The sequence below is a fragment of the Paenibacillus sp. MCAF9 genome (assembly GCF_052114265.1).
Taxonomy (GTDB): Bacteria; Bacillota; Bacilli; order Paenibacillales; family Paenibacillaceae; genus Pristimantibacillus.
In genome coordinates this window covers 36,327-61,880 of sequence record NZ_JBFREL010000025.1, presented here as the reverse complement: position 1 = coordinate 61,880, position 25,554 = coordinate 36,327, and the positions used below count along the sequence as shown (strand labels likewise).

General features: G+C 43.9%; 21 protein-coding genes. 18 read left to right on the top strand and 3 right to left on the bottom strand.

Annotated features, from left to right (window positions below; all coding sequences use genetic code 11):
* Positions 1–4 precede the first annotated feature (4 nt).
* Both AB4Z45_RS25630 and AB4Z45_RS25625 read right to left on the bottom strand, forming a co-directional pair.
* Positions 5–1,771: a sulfatase-like hydrolase/transferase gene (locus AB4Z45_RS25630; RefSeq protein ID WP_441912417.1), complete on the bottom strand. Its 1,767-nt coding sequence runs from the start codon at positions 1,769–1,771 to the stop codon at positions 5–7.
* 149 nt (positions 1,772–1,920) lie between these two features.
* A complete protein-coding gene (locus tag AB4Z45_RS25625) occupies positions 1,921–2,592 on the bottom strand; it encodes a hypothetical protein (protein WP_441912416.1) in 672 nt (223 codons plus the stop codon).
* A 155-nt stretch (positions 2,593–2,747) separates the two neighbouring features.
* On the opposite strand from AB4Z45_RS25625, the gene AB4Z45_RS25620 reads away from it, so the two are divergent.
* From AB4Z45_RS25620 to AB4Z45_RS25535, 18 genes are all read left to right on the top strand, one after another.
* On the top strand, positions 2,748–3,464 hold the full coding sequence (locus AB4Z45_RS25620; protein WP_441912415.1) for a response regulator transcription factor: 717 nt from the start codon (positions 2,748–2,750) through the stop codon (positions 3,462–3,464).
* Between the two features lies 1 nt (position 3,465).
* On the top strand, positions 3,466–4,818 hold the full coding sequence (locus AB4Z45_RS25615; protein ID WP_441912414.1) for a sensor histidine kinase: 1,353 nt from the start codon (positions 3,466–3,468) through the stop codon (positions 4,816–4,818).
* 180 nt (positions 4,819–4,998) lie between these two features.
* Positions 4,999–6,531, top strand: coding sequence for a spore germination protein (locus AB4Z45_RS25610; protein ID WP_441912434.1), 1,533 nt, complete (start codon positions 4,999–5,001; stop codon positions 6,529–6,531).
* Positions 6,528–7,628, top strand: coding sequence for a GerAB/ArcD/ProY family transporter (locus tag AB4Z45_RS25605; protein ID WP_441912413.1), 1,101 nt, complete (start codon positions 6,528–6,530; stop codon positions 7,626–7,628). The genes AB4Z45_RS25610 and AB4Z45_RS25605 overlap by 4 nt, the downstream gene beginning before the upstream one ends.
* On the top strand, positions 7,625–8,737 hold the full coding sequence (locus AB4Z45_RS25600; RefSeq protein ID WP_441912412.1) for a Ger(x)C family spore germination protein: 1,113 nt from the start codon (positions 7,625–7,627) through the stop codon (positions 8,735–8,737). Before AB4Z45_RS25605 ends, AB4Z45_RS25600 begins: the two co-directional genes overlap by 4 nt.
* A 171-nt stretch (positions 8,738–8,908) precedes the next feature.
* Positions 8,909–10,006: a LytTR family transcriptional regulator DNA-binding domain-containing protein gene (locus tag AB4Z45_RS25595; RefSeq protein WP_441912411.1), complete on the top strand. Its 1,098-nt coding sequence runs from the start codon at positions 8,909–8,911 to the stop codon at positions 10,004–10,006.
* A 173-nt stretch (positions 10,007–10,179) separates the two neighbouring features.
* A complete protein-coding gene (locus tag AB4Z45_RS25590; protein WP_441912410.1) occupies positions 10,180–11,028 on the top strand; it encodes an ATP-binding cassette domain-containing protein in 849 nt (282 codons plus the stop codon).
* The gene (locus AB4Z45_RS25585; RefSeq protein WP_441912409.1) at positions 11,025–11,735 is read left to right on the top strand and encodes an ABC transporter permease; all 711 of its coding nucleotides are present in this window, start codon (positions 11,025–11,027) and stop codon (positions 11,733–11,735) included. Before AB4Z45_RS25590 ends, AB4Z45_RS25585 begins: the two co-directional genes overlap by 4 nt.
* A 35-nt stretch (positions 11,736–11,770) precedes the next feature.
* Entirely contained in the window at positions 11,771–13,558 is a 1,788-nt protein-coding gene (locus AB4Z45_RS25580; RefSeq protein ID WP_441912408.1) for a response regulator, read from the top strand.
* A 1-nt stretch (position 13,559) separates the two neighbouring features.
* Positions 13,560–15,344, top strand: a complete 1,785-nt coding sequence (locus AB4Z45_RS25575; RefSeq protein ID WP_441912407.1) for a cache domain-containing sensor histidine kinase — start codon at positions 13,560–13,562, stop codon at positions 15,342–15,344.
* A gap of 15 nt (positions 15,345–15,359) precedes the next feature.
* Positions 15,360–16,346, top strand: coding sequence for a substrate-binding domain-containing protein (locus tag AB4Z45_RS25570; RefSeq protein WP_441912406.1), 987 nt, complete (start codon positions 15,360–15,362; stop codon positions 16,344–16,346).
* Between the two features lie 29 nt (positions 16,347–16,375).
* Positions 16,376–17,659 (top strand): extracellular solute-binding protein, encoded by a 1,284-nt coding sequence (locus tag AB4Z45_RS25565; RefSeq protein ID WP_441912405.1) that lies wholly within the window; start codon positions 16,376–16,378, stop codon positions 17,657–17,659.
* A 189-nt stretch (positions 17,660–17,848) separates the two neighbouring features.
* Positions 17,849–19,216: an ABC transporter substrate-binding protein gene (locus AB4Z45_RS25560; protein ID WP_083682071.1), complete on the top strand. Its 1,368-nt coding sequence runs from the start codon at positions 17,849–17,851 to the stop codon at positions 19,214–19,216.
* Positions 19,217–19,303: 87 nt separating this feature from the next.
* Complete coding sequence (locus AB4Z45_RS25555; RefSeq protein WP_441912404.1) at positions 19,304–20,206, top strand: carbohydrate ABC transporter permease; 903 nt, start codon at positions 19,304–19,306, stop codon at positions 20,204–20,206.
* 13 nt (positions 20,207–20,219) lie between these two features.
* The gene (locus AB4Z45_RS25550) at positions 20,220–21,065 is read left to right on the top strand and encodes a carbohydrate ABC transporter permease (RefSeq protein ID WP_441912403.1); all 846 of its coding nucleotides are present in this window, start codon (positions 20,220–20,222) and stop codon (positions 21,063–21,065) included.
* A 194-nt stretch (positions 21,066–21,259) separates the two neighbouring features.
* Positions 21,260–22,336: a copper resistance D family protein gene (locus tag AB4Z45_RS25545; protein ID WP_441912402.1), complete on the top strand. Its 1,077-nt coding sequence runs from the start codon at positions 21,260–21,262 to the stop codon at positions 22,334–22,336.
* A gap of 155 nt (positions 22,337–22,491) precedes the next feature.
* Positions 22,492–23,589: a polysaccharide deacetylase family protein gene (locus AB4Z45_RS25540; RefSeq protein ID WP_441912401.1), complete on the top strand. Its 1,098-nt coding sequence runs from the start codon at positions 22,492–22,494 to the stop codon at positions 23,587–23,589.
* Between the two features lie 18 nt (positions 23,590–23,607).
* The gene (locus tag AB4Z45_RS25535) at positions 23,608–24,759 is read left to right on the top strand and encodes an MFS transporter (protein ID WP_441912400.1); all 1,152 of its coding nucleotides are present in this window, start codon (positions 23,608–23,610) and stop codon (positions 24,757–24,759) included.
* A 153-nt stretch (positions 24,760–24,912) separates the two neighbouring features.
* Here the strand turns inward: AB4Z45_RS25535 and udk are convergent, their stop codons facing one another.
* The gene (gene udk / locus AB4Z45_RS25530; RefSeq protein WP_076268584.1) at positions 24,913–25,548 is read right to left on the bottom strand and encodes a uridine kinase; all 636 of its coding nucleotides are present in this window, start codon (positions 25,546–25,548) and stop codon (positions 24,913–24,915) included.
* Positions 25,549–25,554 lie beyond the last annotated feature (6 nt).

The window sequence follows — 25,554 nt, the reverse complement described above, 5'->3', positions numbered from 1 at the left end:
GGCTTTAAGTGATGCCCGTATCCGCTGGGACAAGTCTTTTTTGCATGCGCTGCTCATTCAGCAGCTCCATCATCCATGTTTCAATTTCTTTCGTATGCTGCGTGGCATAGGCTGGATTCGCAAGGTTGCGAGCTTCAAGCGGATCCTCGGTTAAGTTGTACAGCTCAAATTCTTCTGGAGCCGGCTCCGTTTTCACTTGTGACACCCACAGCGGGTAAGGTTCACCTTTTGGAGCATCAGCTTGCAAAAAGGTTACATCCTGTACGCCTGGTTGGCTCCAAAATTGCACGTTGTCATAGTAACGGGAGTATTTCCACAATTGTTTCTTGCCATCGGTAATGATCGTCATGAGGACAGACTCAATGTGATTAGGCTGAACAACGGATGCATAGGCTTCCCCGAGTGGATTTACTTGGTGCTGACCGCGTGTCACGTCGTCATCGGTCATGAAATATATAGGACTATCGCCGGTTACGGCCGGTTTTTGTTCCAAAATGATAGGAGTGAGGTCGCGCCCAACAAAAGGGCGGGCTTCACTGAATCTCTTTTGCAAGCAGCATTGAATGGTATGGATGTCCACATTCGCAAGTCCAAGCATAGTAGGCAGCAAATCAACATGGCTTGTAAGGGTATCCACATTTTTATTATGCGGAAAAAGATGCTTATTATGAATAAGGAAAGGCACATGCAGAAACTCTTCATAGGCACAGTACCATTTTTGATGAAGATTTCCGTGAGATCCGAGCAAATCACCATGGTCTGAGGTGAAAATAACGATCGTATTGTCATAAAATGATGAGCGAGCAAGCGCCTCGTATACTTTTAACATTTGCTGATCGGCATTTTTTTGCAGCTGGTAATAAAGCTGACGGTAAAATGGATTGTCGATGATCGGCTGCAGCGCCTTAGGGTAAGTATCGCGATAGCTTGCTTGGCAGCGTGGTTTCGTAAGTAGCGATTCGTTCATCGTTGGCGACGGGGAAACGGATGGTACCGTAGGCTCCACTTCGAACCGAAAGGCGGGCAGCTGCGCAGTGAGCGCACCGTACAAAACAATATCATGCGGGTTAACGAAGGAAGCAATGACTAACCATGGCTTGGCATTTTTATCATTGCTTTTTTGACGATCAAGGTTTTCAAGCAGCATCACGGTTTCCTCACTATAAACCACATCGCGTCCGCTTATTCCAAAACCTGCAGAGGAGGCGGAATTACGCGGATTTTTTCCATTTGGCTCCGGACCAATCCAGTCAGAGAAGCCGAAGCCATCTAAGCGATTAGCTTGGTAATATAAGTCGGTTCGCTCTCTGTCAGGTACGCCTGTCAAAGGATCAAAGCTTGGAATGCTGTTGTGGGTGCCAGGGACGATAATATCTGCATTGGTTATATGCCATTTCCCTTTGTAGTGCGTCTGATAGCCGGCTTCGCGGAAATAGTCGCCCATCGTAGGAACGGTGTTTTTATCCAGCCAATGCACATCGGAATCGAAAGACTCTTTGGCGATTCCAACCGTTTGGCTGACGCCGTGGAGCGATGGGTAATGTCCGGTAAACAAGGTTGCCCGGCTTGGGCAGCATGCGGAGCTCCCGATGTAGTGCCTATGGAACTCCATAGAGTTTTCTTTCAACAGCTCCTGTGCGATTAGATTTTTTTTGCGCCATTTTTTTATTTCGGCGTTCTCATATACAGGGGGATAACGTTCCTCATCCACCAGAATGACAAGGAAATTAGGCTTATCGAGCTTTCGGGAAGCTTGCTGATTACGTTTCATGGCAACACATCCTTGGCTAAGACTTCACTTTAAATTATGCTGCAAAGCTTAGAAACAGTAATTTTCTACCGTTAGATGCGTAAGCATATGCGAAAAAGAAACAAGCTCACCTCATCAAGGAGGTGAGCTTGTTTTCTTTTTTAAAGGTTTTACTTCTCTGCTTTCCATTCAGCGATTTGCTGTTTGTATTGTACAAGAAGCTCGTTCAGTGATTGCTTAATAGCAGCAGCATCTTCAGCTTGAACCGCTTGCGCCAGCTTAATCTCTGCTCTAATAAACGCCATGTCAGCGCTGTCGGCTTCGCTAATAGTCGCCTCAGTCATTTGAACCGCCGTATCTGTATTCTTATCAAGCTGAACGACATCAGCTGGTGCAATATTTAGTTTAGTGGAATCTGAGATTTTTACTGCAGAAGCTTTCAATGACAAAGTTGTGCCATTCTCCAATTTCTCCGATTTAGAGATAGAAATCGTTTCCTTGCCAGCTGAAATTGCTGGTATTGCTTCGACAGATGAAATGAGATTTTTCATCGTGCTGCCGATCGTTTTCTCATATTGGTCTAATGTATCCTGCCAGTCAGCGAGTGTGTCAGGCGCATACTTTTTGGCTAAGTCGAGCGGATTAGTAAAGCTGTTAACCACAGCTACGCCAGTTGTTGCATCTGCGGAGATGGAAGTGCTTGCTGTTACGTTTTGCAGCATTGAGAGTTTTTCAGGTGCTGGCGCTTTAGACGCTGCATTCGAGATGGCAGGGCCTGCAACAGCGGACATCAATAAAGCAGATGAAAGGACAACTCTGGAAATAATCAACTTATGGTTCATGGTTTCACGCTCCTAATGGGTTTGTCTTACTCGTCTTACTCTACAAGAAGGCTGTGTCAGAACATTGGTGTATTTGTGGAAAAACGATGGCACGACCCCATTGCGATTGTGGGCTTGGTATACTTATAGAAGAAATGTTCAGGGGGTTAGTGAAGGTGAACAGCAATTATCGCATCGCCGTTGTGGATGATGACTTTCATATACGTAATTTAGTCGAGATTTATTTGCAGAAGGAAAATTACCAGACAATCGGTTTGGAAAATGCAGAGGACGCATKGGAGCTGTGGCAAACCAATCCTCCGGATCTGTGGGTGCTCGATATTATGCTGCCGGGAATGGATGGCTATGAGCTATGCAGGCGAATTCGGAATGAGGCAGAAGTGCCCATTATTATGATTTCAGCCAAAGATACAGAGGTTGATAAAATATTAGGCTTGGAGCTTGGGAGCGACGATTATTTAGTTAAGCCGTTTAGTCCTCGCGAGCTGATGGCGCGCATAAAGCGGCAGCTCCAACGCTGGTATAAAATTAACCAAGCCGAAGAAAACACGGCGAATGCTGCAACGCCATTGTCGCGGCTGGAGCTCGGTGAGCTTCAATTGATGCTGGAGGAAAGGCGTGTATTCTGGCAAGGCGAGGAAGTGGACATGACGAGCAAGGAATTCACGATGCTCAAGGTGTTTATTGAGCAGCCGAACCGTGCTTTTGCTAGAGCTGATCTGCTCACACTCGTCTGGGGCGACGATTATTTCGGCAGCGATCGTGCAGTCGATCATCTTATTAAACGAATACGAAAAAAAATAGAGCATTTACCAATAGAGTCGGTATGGGGTCATGGCTATCGAATGAGAACGGATCGGGGTGTGTATTAATATGAAGCTCGTTCATCAGATTAATCTCGCATTTGGCATCGCGCTTGTGCTTGTTTTATCGATCACTGCGCTTTTAATTCACTATGTGTTATTAGATCATTTTATGGTTGCGCAAAAGGAAGAACTGAAGATGGCAAGCGCAACGCTGTCCGCTACTATGAAGACGGAAATGGTGACCCAATCAGCGAAAGATAGCCAGGTGACACTTTCCGCCAGTGCATTGTCAATTAACCCATCCATTGAAGCCGTCGTGACGGATGCCCAAGGAAATATTATGAAAGAGGTATTGCCGATGCAATCTTTGCAGGCCGGTAAAGCATCGAGCACGGAGACAGCAGCCATTACGAGCGTTGGTAAGGTAGTAGACGGGACGGATAAAGGGTTTCTTGTTGAAGTGAACGCCATTCCGCAGGGTACCTTGACGCTCTTTACGCCGGTCAGCAAAATCAAAGAAATTGAACAGGCGCTGCTGAAACGTTTGCTTCTTGTATTCGGTTTGGGCGGAATGCTCATGCTGGTGCTCAGCCATTTGATCACGAGGAAGCTAATCAAGCCGCTCATGAGATTAAAGGAAGAATTGACAAAGGTGAAGAGCCGCCAGTTTTCCAAGGTGAAGCGCGTAAAGGCAGGGGGGGAGATTGGTTCTGTTGCACAGGTCGTTTTTGAAATGGCTGACGAGCTTAATCGCTTTAACCGTGCGCAAAAGCAGTTTTTCCAAAATGCTTCACATGAGCTGAAATCACCTTTAATGTCCATTGCGGGTTATGCGGAAGGCATTAGAGACGGAGTGTTTGAAGGTGAAGGTGTTTATAAAGGCTTGGACATTATTTTAAGCGAAAGTGACAGGCTGAAAAATTTGGTTACCGAAATGACGTTGTTAGCGAAGCTGGACAGCGAGGAGGATATTTATCAGCCCTCGTTGGTGTGTTTAAAGGATTTGCTCGCTGAGACGATTGAACGTGTAAACCCTATGCTCGTCAAAAAAGGAATTACACTGCATCCAAGCAATGATGAGCATGAACAGCTGATTGTACGAGCAGACCAAGACAAGCTTCTTCAAGCGATGCTTAATGTTGTGACAAACGCGATTCGACATGCGGATAAAAATATTTATATTCATGCTTCGGCTAAAAAAGGCCGCATAGAAATATCGGTGTCCGATGATGGCGGCGGCATTCCGGATGAGCTTCTTCCTTATTTATTTCATCGTTTTGTGAAAGGCAAGGACGGAGAGTCCGGCCTCGGCCTTGCCATATCGCGAGCGATTGTGGAACGATGCGGGGGACTCATTACTGCCGATAACCGCAAGGGCGGCGGTGCTATATTTTATCTTGGATTTCCAATAGCCGCATGAGTAGGAGCAAGCCATAAGGAAGAAGCCTTCAAAACCACAATAGGAGTGGGATTGAGGGCTTCTTTTTATATCCAGTAAGGCACGCGGAGTATCTTTTAGTCGCTTTTTGTCGATCCTTGGAATGACTATTTTAAATCCATAGACAGAAACGAGATAGGATGATTCCTTGTGTTTTCATACATGAAATTTTTTAGAGGGAACCGAAAATCAAAATATCGGATACCGATGAATAGTGCCTCATCTCTTCAAGATCCTCCCATTAGCAAAAATATGTCAACTAATATTATTTACCTCAAACAGCTGTTCACGTTAACGCCAGATTTAATCATAAGGCAGATCCAAACGAATCAAGATGATAATTCTGCGACTCTTGTTTATTTGGAGGGGTTAGTCAATAAGGAATACATTCACAATAATATTTTACATGCTTTAATTAACGGCGACTCTGGCCAATATTTCCGCTTGCCTGAAGTCAGTGTAGGAACGATCCGGAACGAATCAACCTGGAATCAAATCGAAAATGCCATTTTGCAAGGGGATAGTGTGCTCTTTGTTGAGGGGCAATCCCAGGCTTACGTTTATGATACGAAGGGCTGGCCGCAAAGACCGGTTGATGATTCTCGTATCGAAGCTTCGCTGCGAGGAGCCCATCAGAGCTTTGTTGAAACGGGGAGCCAAAATATAGCCTTGATTCGCAGATATATTCCAAACCGTGAATTGAAAATCAAAGAGCTAATCATAGGACAACGCGGAAAATTAAAGGTTTCAATTTTATATCTAGCTGACGTGGCTGATCCAGAGATTCTTAAGGAGCTCGAACAGAGGATCAATCATATTGATATTGACGCCATCATGAATACGGGAGAGCTGGCAGAATTTATCGAAGATAATCCCTTTTCACCATTTCCTCAAGTTATTTTGACCGAAAAACCCGATACAACAGCATCACATATTCTACAAGGAAGATTTGCAGTTGTTGTGGATCGTTCCCCTACTGTGATGATTGCTCCTGTAAACTTCATTGCCTTTTTTCAGAGTGTTGATGATTACAATAGCCGCTGGCTGATAGCTTCTTTTATTCGTCTTTTGCGTTTTTTTGCTCTATTTATCGCTTTATTCTTGCCATCTGCCTATATCGCGTTCATCTCGTTCAATTACGAGGTCATTCCCGTTCAGTTCGTTCTATCGATTGCGGAGACTAGATCACGGGTTCCTTTTCCGCCGATAATAGAAGCTATATTGATGGAAATCATGCTCGAAATGATGAGAGAAGCGGGAATTCGGCTGCCTGCGATGATTGGTCAAACGATTGGTATCGTAGGCGGTATCATTATTGGACAAGCGGCAGTTCAGGCAGGAATCGTGAGCAACATTATGGTTATTGTCGTTTCTTCTACCGCGATCGCCTCTTTCATTATCCCGAACTATGATATGGGGGCTTCCATACGCCTTCTAAGATTTCCAATCATGATTTTGGCTTCGATGTTTGGCATAGTAGGCATCGTCATTGGTGCGAGCGCATTAGTTGCCCATTTCGTTTCTATGGAATCGTTGGGAACGCCCTATGGGAGCCCTTTAGCTCCGTTTAGATATTCTGAAATGAAGGATGTTTTTGTTCGTTTTCCGATATGGAGCATGCTTAAGCGCCCTAAGAGCACGATGTCGTTACAAACCACTAGACAGAAAAAATATCGGAGTGGTGAAGATTCTTGAGCAAATATAAACGAAACCAAATTACGATCATGCAGTTTATTTTTATTGTTCATGGGAGCCAAGTGGGAACAGGCGTATTCTCCCTGCCAAGGACGCTTGCAGAAAAGGCAGGAACGGACGGGTGGATATCCTTGCTCATTGGATACTGCGTAAACCTGATAGCCAGTATTACAATCATAAAGATTTTTGAAAAATACCCGGAGGATACTTTGCCAGACTTGTTAATGCGACTCTTTGGCAAATTTGCAGGGAAGGTAATGAGCATTCCTATTATTGCTTATTTCGCCTTTTTTGCATGGACGATACTGTCAGTCACGATGTTATTTATTAAACAGTGGTTTTTGCAAATGACTCCGGATTATATTGTGATGGTTTTACTCATTATTCCTGGTTTTTTTATAGTTGGAAAAGGGCTGCATGCGTTGGGACGCTACGCGGAGCTTGTTTTTTATATGACGTTTTGGATGTTTTTTCTATTGCTTATCCCTATGGGAGACAGCAACTGGATTCACCTGCTTCCCATTATCAAGGAAGGCTGGATGCCTATTTTCAATGGAGTTAAAGCAACCACGTTCTCCTTTCTCGGTTTTGAAATCGTTTTTTTGATATATCCTTTTTTGCAAAAAAAGCATTTGGCTGTTCGCGGAATTGTCATAGCTAATTCCATTACTCTATTTATCTATCTGGGCGTTACCTTTATATGCTTCGCCTACTTTAGTCCGGACGGCATAACCGAATATAATGAGCCGCTATTTAATTTATTGAAAATGATCGAGCTGCACTTTTTGGAGCGCTTTGACATGGTATTTCTGGCTCTTTATTTGTTTGTCATTTCCACCGCTTGGCTTCCTTATATGTACGGAGTGGTCTTTAGTACAAACCATCTGCTCGGGACAAAAAAACCAACGCCTATCGTCATAACCTTGTTTGTTTCGATCGTGATTTGCACCCTTTTTCTCCACCCTTCATGGAATCAAACGGGGAATTGGGTGCTTTTCATCAGCACTGTAGGAATTGGGTTCGCCTATGTGTTTCCTATTCTGCTTTACCTCTATGTAAGCATATATAATCGGTTTAAGCGGAGTGATAGCCTGTGAAAGTCGTTTACTTTGTTTTTCTGCTGATATCGCTTTCCGTTCTTTCGGGCTGTGTGGATCGGATTAACATTGAGGATATATCTCTTAGCTTGATGTTGGGAATCGATCTAGATAAGGATGGAAATCTCGTTGTTTCCTCCTCTAGCCCTGTTTTCTATAAAGAAGCGAAGGATAAGGAAGAGAATACGATGGTTAAATCCATTACGATTAGAGAGTCTAGAGATCAATTGGATTCATCAATAACGGCATTATCGAGGCGAGGCAAGATTCAAGTATTTCTTATCGGCAAACGTGTATTTCAGCATAAGGATTGGTTTAATATTTTGGACACGATGTATCGCGATGGGAAAAATACAACGATGTCTCGAGTCGTCTTGGTAGACGGACCCGTTTCAGAAATTGCGATGTTCACGCCTAAGGATAAGCCGCGTCTTCCGATGTATTTATTGAAACTGATTGAGACGACGAACAATCAAAATCTTACAGTGAAAACGACGCTTCAAGAGCTTCATCGTCAATTTACGGAAAAAGGGATAACTCCGAGCATGACCGAGATGAAAAAAGATAATCTCATAAGAGTAACAGGTACAGCGCTCTTGGATCATTCAGGAAAATACAAATTAACGCTGGATAGGAATCAGTCAAAACTTCTGAAAATTTTGCAGGATGAAACAGGCGGCGTATTTTCATTTACGCTCAGCCTTCCTCAGCAGCCAAACGAGGGAATGGCTCAGGAAAATAAAATAAGTTTTTTTCCTACCATAATTCAAGTAAGAACAAAAACCGATTACAAGAACGATCAATTTAAATTTGATATTGAAGCGAGGATGGGGATTAACCTCACAGAACGTTTATTTGTTTTTGATGTTCAGAAGAATGCACCCGAATTACAAAAACAAATCGAGGAAGAGCTTCAGAAGCAAGTGGATCAGATGGTCAAGAAATTACAAAAGGCCAAAATCGACCCCATTGGACTCGGCTTATATGCTAGAGCTTTTAAATACCAGCAATGGAAAAAGGTTAAGGACCATTGGGGAGAAGCGTTCTCAGAGGCGGAAGTAAATGTGAAGTTTAAAATTACGATTCAGGGAATGGGTTCGAATAGGTAATATCGTTTTTTTCTGATTCGATAAAAAGCCGCAACCATAAGAAGGTTGTGGCTTTTTGTCGCAAATTGAATAAATACCCACATTATATTCAGCATAGCTATGTGCTCATGTATAATAAACAGGTTAAATGAAAAATATGGCTTTTAAATTATAGATAAGCTAGGTGATCATATGGCGGTTCTGACCATCAATGAGTTAGAGAGATATACCGAAAATGTACTCGTATTTCCAGCCTTTCATATTGAAATTGCACGTCATGAGGTGGTCGCGCTTTATTCGAGCATGAATGTCCGAAATACGTTATTAGCGATGCTGACAGGAAAACTGCCGATTTCCAGCGGGGAAATTAAGTTGAATGATCTGTCATTTGCAAATAACAGGAAAGGTTTTCTTAGTCAGATAGGTCTTCTGCTGTTGGAAGAAGGCTCTTATGAACGGTTGACTGTCAAAGAAAACTTTAGCTTCTTTAAACAAATATACGGTTCAAGCCTATCCATCGATGAAGCTGTCCGAATCGTCAATCTTGATCTGAAAGCCAATAAGCGCCTAACGAAGCTGAGCCTGTCAGAGAAAAGACGGGTTCAGTTTGCACGCTTATTGTTTCAAAATCCTGCTCTTTTCATATTTGAGGAGCCGGATCAGAACGTAGATATCGAAACGAGGATTGTTTTTCATAAAATAGTTCGTACACTCGGGGAAAGCGGCAAAGCGATTCTCGTACTCACGGGGAATATGGAAACAGCGCTTAGTGTGACAAGCCGGGTCTATCGACTGGATGAGAAGGGACTCAAAGCTTTTGATGTTCAAGATACAGAAGAGGAACCGAAATTAGTATCGACAGAAGATGCGGATAAAAAGGAAGAATCTATGCCTTCGCATGCAGCAAGTGATGAGGACCTTGAAGATGATGAACCTATCGTTCAGCACGTCAGATTTGAGAAAATTCCGACTCGAATGAATGACAAAATTATATTGTTCAATCCTCCGGAAATTGATTATATCGAAAGCAGTGAAGGACAAACGAATCTCTATATTAAAGGGGAGATGTATCCAACATCCTTCAAAATTAACGAGCTGGAAGAAAGACTGCAGACATATGGCTTCTTCCGTTGCCATCGTTCTTACATCGTTAATTTGCAAAAGGTAAGAGAAGTCATTACCTTCACTCGCAATAGCTATAGCTTGGTGCTTGATGATCATTTAAAGACTAACGTTCCGCTTTCAAAAACAAAAATGGCTGAGTTAAAGGAAATGATCGGGCTTAAATAAGCGCCATTCGCTGAATCTGCTGCTCCAAACCACGTAATTATTGCGCTATTCAGCTCGAAATAAGCATCATTCACCCCTTTGTATGCTCCATTCAATGCGATTATAATGCGCCTCTTCCTCCTCTCACCTAAGATGAAGGTAGATCGGATAAAACAACGGAGGTTGAGAGCGGCATGCAAAATATAATTGAAGTGACTTCATTAGAGAAATCATTTGCGAATTCCAGGGCGTTAAAGGATGTTTCCTTTAACGTAAGGAAGGGTGAGATTTTCGGATTTCTAGGACCAAGCGGATCGGGCAAAACAACAACCATCAAAATATTAACAGCGCAGTCGAAGCCGTCCTCGGGGAGTGCCTATGTATTTGGAGTACCCGCGAGTAAATTGCGGGAAGAAAAGTATCGCAAAAAAATTGGAATCATTACAGACAATACGTCTTTGTATGCTCGCTTGTCTGTTTACGATAATTTGAAGTTTTTTTGTGATTTATACGATGTGCCCGAAAGCCGGATTCATGTCGTGCTGCAGATGGTGAATTTGGAGCAAGAGAGCAGGAAGATGGTATCTAAATTATCCAAGGGCATGCTTCAACGGGTCATTCTCGCTCGGGCTTTCCTGCATGAACCAGAGCTCTTGTTTCTGGATGAGCCCACATCAGCGCTTGACCCTGTGAATACGAAGCATATTTATGAAGGCTTGTTACAATTGAAAGCAAAGGGTACAACCATTTTTTTAACGACGCATGATATGAACGAAGCCGAAACTTTATGCGACCGCGTTGCTTTCCTGAATAATGGAACGATTCAATTGCTTGATGAACCAAAGAAGCTGCGTGAGCAGCATAGCGATGCAACCATTACAGTGGAGCTAACTGACGGGTCAACGGTTATTGTACCAAAGGGAGCTGACGGGGCGCAGAAGGTATTTGACTATATGAGCAAAAACCAAATCGCATCCATTCAATCGAACTTTCCAACATTAGGCGATATTTTTGTAGAAGTGACGGGGAGGAAACTATCATGACATTTTCAATGAAGCGAGTAATGGCCATTTTGCAAAAAGACTATAAAGACGTATCTCGAAACATGTATATAACCTCGACATTGTTCCTTCCTTTAGTCCTGGCTGCTTTATATGGGCGCATTGGTGTGAATACCATTGATGTACATTATCTGGTCATCAATATGGCTTTAATTTTGGTAGCTACCTATGTGCAGTCGGCCTTGGTAGCTGAAGAGAAAGAAAAAAATACACTGCGCGGACTCATGCTGTCACCGGCGAGCATTTTTGAGATTTTTTGCGGCAAAAGCTTGCTAAGCTTTATTGCGGGCACGGTCATTATTGTTTTCTCTGCTTTACTTTCTAATTATCATCCGAAAAACCTATTGGTCATTATCATCGCTATATTTTTATCATCCGTTTTTTATTTGGGCTTAGGCACGTTCATCGGTTTGCTAACTAAATCGGTGATGGAAGCATCCGTTGCAATCATGCCGGCTTTTGTCATTTTTGCTTTTGGGTCATTAATTACACCGTTGATGGATCAGTATCCAATCCTGACGATTGCCAATTACATGCCAAACCTGCAGCTGATTGAACTAGCGAAGCAAGTAGAGGCTGGTGCGGGGCTGGCAGACGTATTGTCCCATTTAGCTATTATTTTTGTGTGGATTGTTGCGATGTATGCTTTATGCTTGTACGTATACAAGAAACGTATGGTGGACGAATAAAGCAAAGCAGTTGATTAAATGGTGGGAGGAGCAGCATGATTTTGCTGCCGCTTAAGCCAAGAGAACCCGAGCCGCTAGCGGCCGGGTTTTTCGGCATTTTCCTGAATCAAAGAATTGTAAGCTGGTGTATTCTCATGCATAATTGGAGTATATTGTTACGGCTCGTATATTGGCATTTACAGACTGGAGAGGCTTCGATGTATAAAGTAATTATTGTCGATGATGAAGCGGTTGTCCGAATCGGATTAAAAAACACAATCAATTGGAATGAGCATGGCTTCGAATTGATTGGTGATTACGCTAACGGTCGAGAAGCGTGGGATGCCGTAGAATTGGATAGGCCGGAGCTCGTTATTTCAGACATCAGTATGCCGTTTATGGACGGATTAGAGCTGGCTGGTTTAATTTCCGCTCAATTCCCGTATATAAAAATGATTATATTAACGGGCTATGACGAATTTGAGTATGCGCAGCAGGCGATTCGGCTTAAAATTTCTGATTTCATTCTGAAACCGATTACAGCGCAAGAAATACGTCAGCTTCTGGATCGAATTAAAGCAGAGATGGATGAAGAGAAGCAGCGTCGTGAAGATCTGGGCAGGCTAAACAACCAGCTGGAGCACAGTCTTCCGCTGCTTAAAGAGCGGTTTCTAGAGCGTTTAGTTGCGGTTGGTTTAGGGAAAGTGGAAATCGCAGAACGTTTTGCTTATTTCAACCTGCCGCCGATATCGCCGCTATATTTGGTCATGGTCGTAGATATCGACGATTTTGGTGACCGAGAGCTGTCCTCCTATGAGCATGATGTCGAATTTTTGCGATTCGCTGCATATGATATTTTTAATGAAACGCTGGACCGAAAGCATGTGCTGACCTTCCGAACCCGTGAGGAGCGAATGGTTGCCATCATTTTTGGAAATGACAGTGAAAGCCTCCTGTATGAACAAGGATTTTCGCTTGCCGAGGAGGTCCGCTATCATATTGAGAAATATTTGAAATTTACGGTGACGATAGGAATTGGACGAACATGTACGCTCGCTGAACAGCTGCCGTCATCTTACAAAAGCGCATTGTCGGTGCTGGACTATCGTTTCCTGCTAGGAAAGAATAGAGTGCTGAGCATTATTGATATTGAAGGAAAACCTTCCGGATACACGCCGCTGAGTCATGACCTCGACCGCAAGCTGGCTGCTGCTGTGAAGACAGGCGCCATTCAAGAAGCCTACCAATTGATTGAACAAGGGGTAGCGGAGCTGAAAACCTCTCTTGTTCCAGTAGAAGCCTGTATGCTGCAAATGCAAAAGGTTGTTCTTTCGCTGATGAACTCTGTACAGGAGCTAGCCGTTCGAGAGCAGGAATCGCCGTTCGAGCAGCAAATGAAGCTGATGAACGTGTTTAAATTCAAGACGCTGGATGAGGTTGAGATTTGGTTAAAGGACATGGTAAGCTCTGTCATTTCTACTATAGCGGATAACCGTAGTTATTTGACCAACATGCAAATTCACCGCGCGGTGGAGTATATCGATACGAATTACGCGAATGAAAAGATGTCATTGCAGGACTTATGCCGTCATGTGCTCATGAGCTCAAGCTACTTCAGTCTCGTGTTCAAACAGCATACAGGAGAGACGTTTATTGAATATTTGACCGGTGTAAGGGTGGCTAAGGCGAAGGAGCTGCTTCACAATTCGGCGATGAAGCTGTATGAAATTGCGGAGCAGGTGGGCTACAAGGACCCGAATTATTTCAGCATTTTATTTAAAAAGCACACAGGTATAACGCCAAAGGATTACAGAGAGAAACAAATAAAGGGGAGCGGAGCCTAACATGCTCAAAGATCGGTTCTTTCCTTTGTTTCCGCTAAAAAGCATTCAATCCAATATATCTTTGGCGTTTTCTATGCTGATTTTGGCTGCAATTGTATTAACAACTCTAGTAAGCTATCAGGTTTCCGTCGCGGCGGTTGAGCGGAATTCGAAGGGCTACATTGAGGAAATCATTAAGCAAGTCAATTTAAATATTCAATCGTATGTCGACAATATGGAAAATATATCACTGCTCGCTTTAACGAATAAGGACGTCAAGTATTACATATCGGACAATAACTTCATCAGCGCAGAGAACCGCCGCACGTACGAGAAACAAATTTCCGACTTGTTCCAGGCGATCTTGTATACGCGCAAGGACATTGCATCCATTATGGTGTTTGGGTACAATGGGCGATTTGTGTCGGACCGCCGAATTACTACCTTAAATCCAAATACGAAGACAGAGGATCAAGAGTGGTATCAGCTGGCAAAAGCGGCAGGCGGCAGGTCCGTCGTTTCTGCTCCTCATGTACAAAGCTTAATTGAAAACGAATACCGCTGGGTTGTTTCTCTGAGTCGAGAGCTTAAGAGCACAGATGGGATTAAGGCGGATGGCGTACTCCTCGTTGATCTAAACTTAAGTGTCATTAATGACATTTGCGAAAATATTAACCTCGGTAAAAAAGGTTACCTCTTCATCGTGGATAACGAAGGCCATATCGTCTATCATCCGCAGCAGCAGCTCATCGATAGCAAACTGCGTACAGAACGTATTGCAGAAGTTTTACAGGCTCCAAGCGGTCAATCCTTCGTCGTGAACGAGGGTGGAGACAAACGCATTTACTCCGTGCAGGACACAAACTTTGGTTGGAGAATTGCCGGAGTGGCTTATTCAGATGATTTGATTGCAAACAAAGAGGGTCTGCGTAATTCCATTATTTTTTATTCCTTATGCGGCTTAGCCATTACGCTGCTGATTTCTATAGGATTGTCGCATCGCTTATCCAAGCCTATTAAAGTATTGCAATCCGACATGAAGCAAGTAGAGAAGGGCAACTTCAATATTCAGACGGAAATTGGCCAAATGAATGAAATTGGACAGCTGGGTCGATCTTTTAACTTAATGGTCAGCCGAACCAAGTTTCTCATGGAGGAAACGATTTTAAATCAGGAAAATAAGCGGAAAAGCGAGCTTCTGCTGCTTCAATCGCAAATCAATCCCCATTTTCTATACAACACTCTCGATTCGATTGTGTGGATGGCCGAGCAGAAGCAGCATGAGGAGGTCGTTCTGATGACATCCGCTTTAGCTAAGCTGTTCCGCGCAAGCATTACGAAGGAAAAAGAGCTGGTTCCGATTCGAGTGGAAATTGAGCATATTACGAACTACTTGCTTATACAGAAAATGCGCTATAACGATGAGCTTAATTATGTCATTGATATGGACGAATCGATTCTTGATTATAAAACGTTAAAAATATTGCTTCAGCCTTTTGTAGAAAATGCGATCTATCATGGCATCCGGAACATGTATGGCATGGATGATGGATTAATTACGATCCGCGGAAGGCAGGCAGGCGATCACATTATTTTTGAAGTAGAGGATAACGGCCAAGGGATGTCAGCGGAACAGCTAGGGAAGCTTCTCTACAGCAATTTGGAGGATAATGCGAGCCAAGGCATCGGGATACGCAATGTAAACGAGCGAATCAAGCTTTATTTTGGGCATGAGTATGGCATTCAAATTCGCAGCGAAATTGAAGAGGGCACCTGTATTACGATCGTAATACCGAAGCTCGATTAAGGGGGAAGCAAAATAATGCGAAAGCATCGATTTACGCTGCTGCTAGTCGTGGCAATTGCGATGATTGCCATCTATTTTGTATTCAACTTTAATCTGCTTTTTGGTGTTAACCATGAGGAGAAAAATGTTACGGTCATCTTGAAATCCTTAAATATTCGACTTGATTTCTGGCAGGCAGTCAATCAGGGTGCGGAAGCAGCAGCTAAGGAAACGGGGCTAAATCTGAGTGTAGAAGGTCCGCTTATTGAAGGCGATTCCAATGCTCAGATTCAAATCTTGGAGGATGCGATTGCGCGGAAGCCGCAGGCGATTGTCATTGATATGGTAATGGATAATCGAATGCCAGCTATTCTTGCCAAGGCGCGTGCTGCAGGCATTAAGCTGGTCATTATTAATCATTCTCCGAGTATGAAGCCCTCTCCTATCGTTGTTTCAAGCAACCATAAAGAAGCAGGACAACTAGCAGGACAAACCTCCATTCAGGAAACGGACGGCGATCCGAATATTGCCGTTATTAGTGATTACGCGAGCTCAATTATTTCGCAAGAGAGGCTGGAGGGAATGCGCCTTGCATTAAAGGGCTACAAAGTGAGTGCAATGGAAACCTATTATGCAGATGATTCCGAGGATCAAGCCTATGAAATTGCCAAGCGGCTGCTTCGAAGTGATTCCGGCATTAATACATTTATTACGCTCAATCAATCCGCGTCACAGGGGGTTGCAAGGCTGCTGAAGGAGTATAACAAGGCAGGTGCTATTAATCTTATTGGATTTGACAGCACCAGTGATGAGGTTCAATTGCTGGAGTCGGGCATTATGACAGCTTCTATTGTACAAAAGCCATTTAATATGGGTTATCTTGGCGTGAAAGCGGCGCTAAAGCTAATTAATGGAGAAAAAACCGAGCCTATCACGTATATCGAATCCAATGTCATTACGAAAGAAAATATGTACACAACGGAAAATCAGAAGCTACTATTCCCATTTATAACGAGTAAGTAGATCCCTATTCGGAAGGATAATATAACCCTATGCAGCGAAAACGGTATGGAACGAAGCCTCTTATGGTTGCTATCAGCCTTTTGTTAATTACAGTAGTTTCCTCATCGTGCATGAACGAGAACCCAGAGCCAGTTGCAACTCCAAAGGAGGAACGTGCGTTGATTCGGTTTGTCGCCTCCGAATACAGTACGGAAACGAAGCCGCTGCTTGAGAAGCTGGTAAAAGAGTTTGAGCGGAAAAACCCTCTCATTGATGTAGAGCTGCAAGTAGCCAACTGGGATATACTCGATGGAATCTATACGACAATGATTAGCAAAAACCAGCCTCCCGATCTTCTGAATACGAATGTGTATGCCCATTACGCCAAGGATGGCTTGTTGAATAATATGGACGATATTATATCGCCTGAACTAGCGAATCGGCTGTATCCGAACTTAGTAGATATGGATCAGATAGATGGGGTGCAATACGCAATTCCATACGTAGCCACTACACGGAATTTATACTACAACAAGGAGCTGTTCCGCAAAGCGGGCATTGCCGCCCCTCCGACAACATGGTCGGAGCTGGAGCAGGCCGCAATGAAAATTAAAGCGCTTGGCGCAGCAGACGGCTTCGGAATTGACCTGTCGGACAATGAGACACAGGCGACTTTGTCTTATATATTTTTCGGCTCGGGTGGAGATTGGATTAAAGATGGGAAATGGGCCATTAATTCACCGACCAATGTGGAAGGATTGTCTTTTTTTAAAGAGCTGTTTGATAAAGGCTTGACTGAGCCAGAGCCAAACATAACAACTCGCGACGAGAAGCAGCGAATTATGGGCGGAGGCCATCTTGCTATGATGATATCTGGCAATTATTTCTCGGCAGTCGTCCCCAAGGAGTTTCCGGAGCTGGAATGGGGAAAGGGTCCAATTCCAGTAAAGGATGGTACATCGCCAATTACGTTTGGTGTACATGATCTGCTTGTTTCCTTCAAAACTGATCATACCAATAAAGAAGCGTTGTCCAAGTTTCTTGACTTCCTCTATGAAGATCGAGCTTATGAAGAAATGATTAAACGCGAAGGGTTTCTTCCCGTTACGACGACGGTGGGCAACAAGCTGTCGGAGAAGAGCGAAGTGATCAAAAGCGATTTGGAAGCGTTAAGCAAAGCTAGGTTTTATCCAGCGAAGGAGCCTGCTTGGCAAGCGGTGCTTGATTATACCCGTAAGCTCGGTGAAGCTGTTCTATATGAGCAAATGACGCCAAAAGCGGCATTAGATGAATTGCAGTCTTTTGCAGAAAACAAGAGCAAGCAGCAAAAATGAGCGCTATCTTAGCGAAATCACTCGAAAAATAGCTTTATATGCACGGAAGAGAAGATAATAAAGAATATATGGAAGATATTCAATAGAGATTATAGCCCTCCCAATTTATGATGAAATTACACGATGGAGCAGCAAGATGAGCCCCTAAGTACAGTGTAAAAAACATCATTTTTGGGAGGGTTTGCTTTAATGATTATGAAGAAAAAGATTGCAGCGCTTGGTATCGCCGTTATTTTGGCTGCCGTATCGTTAGTTGGATGTGGCTCGAATAGCAATAATGGTGGAGCAGCTACTAATGCACCTACAAAGGAGCCGGCTGCTGAAGCGACGGACGCGCCTGCTGCTACCGACACGACGGTTAAGCTGACAGGCGATTTCGAAATTCAATATTTTGTGGGCGGGTATGGCGATAAATGGTGGAAAAAAGTTATTGCTGATTTCCAAGCTGCAAATCCGGAGCTTAACATTAAAGAATCCGCAGGACCTAAAATTAACGATCAAAATAGACCGCGCTGGATCGGCGGCAACCCGCCAGATTTCGTATACATCGACGGTCCGGTATTGAACGATCGCCAAATGGTTGAAGACGGCCAGCTGGAGGATTTGACGGATTGGCTGAAAGATGCCAAAAACGTTGACGGCGATCTAATCAGCGACATTTTGGCTCAACCTGCTCAACAATTTGACGGTAAAGTATACAATATTCCACTCGTACTGAACTCATGGGGTGTTTTCTGGAACAAAGCGCTCTTCAAGGAAAAAGGCTGGGCTGAGCCAACGGACTTCCCATCGTTCCTTGCTGTAAGCGAAAAAATCAAAGCAGACGGCATTACGCCGTTCATTCACACAGGCAAATACCCGTACTATATCAATGGCTCGTTCCTGTATCCAGCTATCGTATCAGCAAACAACAACGATTTCTCTATTCTTCAAGATATGGCAGCTAACAAAGTAGAAGCTTTTGAGAGCCCTGCTGTTCTTGCTGCATTGAACAAAATCGTAGAAATGCGCGATAAGGATTACATCGACAAAGCTTCTATCCAAATCAATCACACGGATTCACAAATGCTGTTCCTGCAAAACAAAGATGCTTTCATTGTGAATGGCCTTTGGCTGCCTAATGAAATGGCTAAAGACGTTCCTGCTGGCTTTGACTTTGGTTTCATTCCTTCCATTACGCAAGAAGCAGGCGGTAAAGTGGTTGCGAATACATCCACAGCTACTGTTGCCATCGCGAAAAAAGCGAAAAACAAAGAAGCAGCTAAAGCGTTCCTGCAATTCATTTTCTCAAAAGATCAAGCTTCACAATGGGCTGAGCTAAGCGGCGCGCCTTCCAACATTAAAGGCGACATCAGCAGCTCCAATGCGCCAAGCCATGTTAAAGATGCTGCTAAATATTTGACAGATCCTAACACGGTTGTTATCCCAACAATCACTTACAACGCTGACGTTGATAAAGCGATGATGGATGCAACAGATGCACTAACGATTAGCAAAATTACGCCTGAAGAGTGGGTTAAGCGGGTAACTGACGTGGTGAAAAAGGTTAGCAAATAATAAGCCTTCAAAAGATTGACGGCAGAGATTGATCGAGGCATAACGCCTCGATCACTTTCTGTGAATTTACTCGGAGGGATGGAAGGTATGAACTCAGGGACAGTAAAATGGCAGAGAAATATATTTATCGCATCATTCATCATCCCAACTCTTTTATTTTTCGGCGTATTTACAATCTATCCGGTAGTGCAAAGCTTGTATTATTCATTTTTTGACTGGTCCGGCATGTCGGAGACAAAAATGTTTGTTGGCTTTGATAATTTCAAAGAGATGTTCCATGATCCCATTGTGTGGAGAGCGATCGGCAATGACTATTTTCTTGTTGCTGGCAAAGTAATCGGAATTATGCTTCTCGCGACGTTTTTTGCAGTAGCGCTCACTAGGTTTGGCTTTAAGCTGGCTGGATTTTTTCGGTCGATTTTCTTCATTCCGAATGTAATTTCCGTCGTTGTTATTGGCGTATTGTGGAATTTCATATATAATCCGCAAATTGGCTTCTTGAATGCATTTTTGTCATTATTTACGAGTGAAAAAGTATCGATAACGTGGCTTGGTTTTTCCGATCATACGATTTGGATGCTTCTGCCTCCGGCGATTTGGGCGGGTATCGGCTTTTATATGATCCTTCTCATTGCAGCTATTCAAAGCATTCCTGCTTCCTATTTTGAAGCGGCAAGCATTGAGGGCGCAGGGGAATGGAAACAGTTTTGGAGCATCACGCTTCCGCTCGTTTGGGAGCAGATGAAAGTGTCCATTCTTAACATCATGATGACTACACTTAACGGTTCCTTTGTAATCGTATGGATTATGACAGAAGGCGGACCGGATAACAGTACACAGGTTATGGGCTCCTACTTGTATCAAATGGCATTCCGGCAATTCCACTTTGGGTATGGCGCTTCGATAGGGTTTATCATCCTGGTCCTGTCCTTAATTACGACAATCGTACTTCAACGGCTTATGCGTCATGATCCCGTTGAGATGAGCTAAGGGGGATAAAGAGATGAATATACAGATTAAAAATCCGATCGCCAAGCTAATCATCTATGCCATTTTGATCCTATGGGGCATATCGGTATTGTACCCGCTCATTTGGACCTTGCTTGATTCTCTAAAAAATAATGAACAATTTTTCTTAAATGCACCTTGGGCTTTGCCAGAGATTCCGCTTATTTGGTCCAATTTCTCGTATGTGTGGAACAAATACCACTTTGATACTTATTTCGTGAATTCCCTTGTCATTACGACGGGATCAACGATATTAGCGCTGCTGCTATCCGCAACGACAGCGTATGTGCTGGCGAGGTATAAATTTAGAGGAAGCAATGCGTTGTTTCTGCTTTATATTTCCTCAATGATGGTACCGTTTGTACTAGCGCTCATTCCGTTGTTTTTCTTGATGAATTCGCTCGGCCTAATTAATACGAAGCTCGGATTGATATTTGTTTATACGTCCAGCTTGCTGGCCTTTGGCATCTTTGTGCTCGTCGGGTTTTTCAAGTCGCTGCCGAAGGAGCTCGAGGAAGCAGCAATCGTGGATGGCGCTTCTTATTACGGGACATTTTTCCGAGTTATGCTTCCGCTGGCGCAGCCAGGTTTGATCACGGTTGGCATCGTCAATATCTTGAACATCTGGAACGAATATATCGTGGGTACGATACTTATTAATGATCCGACCCAGTATACGCTGCCGGTGGAAATTGGCGTTATGCAGGCCGAGATGCAGTATCGTACAGAGTGGGGTCCGTTGTTCGCAGCGCTGTTGATCACCATTATTCCGGTTCTTATTATTTATATTATTTTTCAAAGGCAAATCGCAAGCGGGATTACAGCTGGTGCGGTTAAATAAGCTAATATTTGAATAATTCAATAGCAGCTGGCAGCTCTTTTCTCTTCCGAGGAAGGAGCTGTTCGTTTATGGAATATGTACCGAATGCGGGTATTCCAATTTTTCAAACAAATATCATATGAGCATGCATTCATTTGTTTTTATTTATGATATGATGACTTTTGAGTTGAACCCTGTGCTTGGAGTTGATCATATTGTACATTTATTTGTTTGAAACGCTGCTTTATTTGTCCTTTGCTTTGACCGGCGGTTATCTATTGCTTCAGTTCATTCCAGAGAAGTCCAAACCGCAATTAATGAACATCACTGATTTATTTCAATATGCTTTATTGGCAATCCCGCTTTTTTCATTTATGTCGATTCTTCGATCAGCGCTTGTTTTACGCGATTTTGCGCAGGACATGCCCTTCATTCAGGTTTTATTAATTGTTGTAAAAGATTATTCGTACGGCAATGCTTGGGTTTGGAATCTCATAATATGTACCGTGATGTACATGATCACTCAGTTTAAAGGCTTGCAGGGTAAAATGACCAAATGGGTTCTAGCACTCTTATGGTGCGCCAGTATTCTAGCTCATGGCTGGGCCAGCCATCCGGCAGGCTTCTCGCCTTTCTGGGGCGTACTTTCACAATCCGTTCATGTCGCTGCAGTTTCTCTTTGGCTCGGCACGCTTCTTATTGTTGCTTGGTTTACAAATGGGGAATGGAACTGGAAGGCGTTTGTAAGATGGTTCACGCCAATGTCGATTAGCAGCATCGTCCTTATTGTAGCGGCAGGTATAATGATGATGTTTCTCCTAGTCGATGGGTATATCAACTCATGGGGAATCAACTATGGACAAGCGCTTCTACTGAAGCATCTTGTTTTCTTGCCGCTTGTTCTTCTAGGCTTTATGAATGGGTTTCTATCAAAGATTACAGATCATGGTCGACATAAAAGTAGATTGCAATGGTGGCTTCGCGCGGAAACGTTTCTTGCACTAGTCATTCTCATCACAACCGCCTACATGGGTGTACAGGAGCCGCCTCATGAAGGGGAGTTCGAACAGCCTTCTCCATCTCCGTTATTTACTTTTTTGCATGGCGATTTGCAAGACTTGTCGCTGCAGTGGAACTGGAGTTTGGTATATATCAGCATGATTGTTATTGGAATTGCAGCACTGGCCTTAATATTTCCCAGCTATAAAAAAGAGAAACGCAGCATGTTTGCCGCCTTTGCTTGCATAGCTGTCTTATTCCCGTTTTTTGGCATACTTTTATCTGTTCAATAGAGCTGATAGAAGGAAACTCGTTTTTGCTTTTTAAGCAGGACGAGTTTTTTTTGTAAGACAGTAGGATTGTATTAGATAAGGAGAGGAGAGTATTGGAACATTTTTTTGTTCTCAACTATAATACAGGAAACTAACGAGAGAATAGGGGTTGCCATATGACAATTGAAGCGTTTTGGAAGGGAAATAACGACCAGCCGATATGTGCATTTACGTTTGATGACGGGCCTTCACATCTACCGCTTGAACTTTGGCTTTCTGTTCTAGAGGAAGAAGAAGCGATTGGCACCTTCTTTTTTACGGGCGAGTGGATAGATAGATATCCGGATAAAGCTAGAGAGATTTTGTCTCGGGGTCATGTTCTTGCCCCGCATACGTATCATCATCGTCGAATGGCTGAGGTGCCTAAGGCTGTATTTTTGGAGCAGCTCAAGCTGACCGAGCTGGCTTATCAGGATGCGACAGGCCTTGCTTGCCCAACTTTTATGCGTTTTCCTTATTGTTCTTTCCGCGAGGAAAACTTGGTTTGGCTGGATGAATGGGGCGGCTACCGGGATATTGAAGGCGTTGATTCAGGAGATTGGAGGGGCGTATCTTCGGAAGATATAATTGCAAAGGTCGAACCCGTTCTGGATAAAGGGACGATTGTCGTCATGCATAGCAATGATATTGCGACAGGCACTCCGGAGGCTTTAAGAGCACTTATCCAAACCGCTAAGCAAAGAGGATTACGATGCGTTGGTATTCCCGAAATGCTGGAGTCAGCAGGGTTAGAAGTAGGCTACAAGCCTTGGAAAATAACGGTTGAGGTTCCATCTGAGCTGGATTATCCTTCGGAGGGCTGGGCTCCCTTGGCAAATAAAGAGGAGCTGTCTGCGCTAGCTGCTCAGACCATAGCATGGAACGTTCCACAATATACGCTTCAATTCAATTCCGAGCAGGAATGGCTTGAGCATTTGGAGAATCCAATTCATGAATTCGGCGTTATAGAGAATCGTGAGCTGTTCCACATATGGCAGTTTGAAGGCTCCTATTGGGGTTTCGTACGCGCTGGTGTCGTAGAAGATACGCTTGTGCTACTCGACTTTGGGGCTAAGGAAGCGCAAGCGGATACGCTCGTATATTTGCTTCGGTGGGCTGCTAAGCATGCAATGGAATTAGGATTAACCCGCATTGAAGCAAGACGGGATATTCGCAATATGCATGAGATGTGCAGGCAGCTCGGCTGGCAATCGGAGATTAAGGAAGAGCTGTAGAGAGAAGGTACGTACCCGGTGAAGTCATTAGCAACCTATTATTTTTTATGGTATCTAGCCATTTCTGTCGTAATGCCTTACACGAGTCTATATTTCAGCGATCGCGGCTTTAGCCATACAACGGTTGGTCTCATCCTGTCTTTATGGGCTCTGGTCAGCGTCATTGCCCAGCCCGTGATGGGCATGATTAATGACCGAATCAACAATCCGCGCAAAATTATCATGATCTGCGTCATCATTGCTCCGATACTCGGGCTTGGATTTCAGCTTATGGAGGGACTTGCGGGAATTCTTTTCTTGTCTATTTTCTTTGCATGGTTTCAATCCTCTGGCGGGCCGATAGGCGACGCGATGTCTGTAGAAATTGCCAGCAAAAAAGGTTTTTCCTTTGGCAGCGTCAGGTTATGGGGAGCTTTAAGTTATGCGATAGGTACCTTTGCTACAGGCATTTTATACGAAAAATACGGCTACAACGATATCTTTATTTATTATCTTATTGTGAGTTTAACCGTCTGCTTGGCGCTCATGCTGCTTCCAGCAACGAAGGTTACTCGTAGAAATGTGACGTTATTCGGCCAAATGGGCGAGGTTGTTCGCAATAAGCCGTTTATGATCTTTGTCGCTACAAGCATGCTGATGATGATGTCTGCATCGATTAATATGAATTTTTTGCCATTATACTTTAAGGAAATGGGCTTTGATAAGAGCTGGATCGGCAGTGCATTTGCGATAGCCGCTATTATTGAGGTGCCGATGTTCTGGGTGGCGACGAAGCTAAGCAAGCGAATAGGCAGATACCAGCTGCTGTGCGTCGCGGCTTTGATCTATGGCATCCAATATTTTGCGATGTTTTTCTTCGACAACGTTACATTGACGCTGGCGGTTCAACTGCTAAATGGGATCGCGTTCGCTTTTGTCGCGGGCACAGCTGTTGAAATCGTACAAAGCTATGCGACTGAGGGCACGAAAGCGACTCTGCAAACGGTATATGCGGCTGTAACCTGGGGACTTGGCGGCATTGTCGGCAATGCAATGGGCGGCGCGGTGGTCGATTATTTTGGAGCGCCATTTCTTTATTTGATTCTGTTCTGTTTATGCCTGACGGCTTCGGTGCTGTTCTTCGCAAACAAGCATCATGAGCGAGGAAGCCAAACAAACTCGATTGTTTAATGGTTGCTCGCAAAAATAGAGCTAGAAAGTAGACATATTGCTGCTGGAAAGCTGCCGAATGGCACTTTAAACTTACATTTGCTAAAAAAGGGGCAGTCCCTCATGGTCTGAAATGACCGGAGGGACTGCCCCTTTCCTATGTTTAGAGCGCAATTAGCCGAGAATCGGCGGCTCGTGATCTGTCATATATTTTTCAGTCAGTATGGACAGCAGCTGAATACCGACCTCGTTGTGTCCGCCTTCGGGAATGATTAGATCGGCATATTTTTTGGATGGCTCGATAAAAGCCTCGTGCATCGGCTTAACCGTCTTCAAGTACTGGTCATGAACGGACTGGATCGTCCGGCCGCGCTCCTCAATATCCCGAAGCACACGACGGAGAATACGTACATCGGGATCCGTATCGACGAATACTTTGATGTCGAGCAGCTTCCGAATGCTCTCTTCTGCGAGCACATGAAGTCCTTCCAATATTACGATATTGTTCGGCTTAAGCTCTACCGTTTCTGTAGTGGATGGAGCATAAGCCGCGAAGTCATAGACTGGCGCGTAAACGGTTTTCCCTTCTTTTAGAAGCAGCAGATCTTGAGCGAGCAGCTCGATATCAAAAGAGAGAGGGTGATCATAATTGATCAATTCACGTTCAGCCATGCTGAGATGCGAATAGGTTTTATAGTAGTTATCCTGAGATATGAAAGTTACTTTTTCTGATCCAAGACGTTCAATGACAGAGCGTGCAACCGTAGTTTTTCCCGAGCCGGTGCCGCCAGCGATACCAATAATAAGCATGGTGAT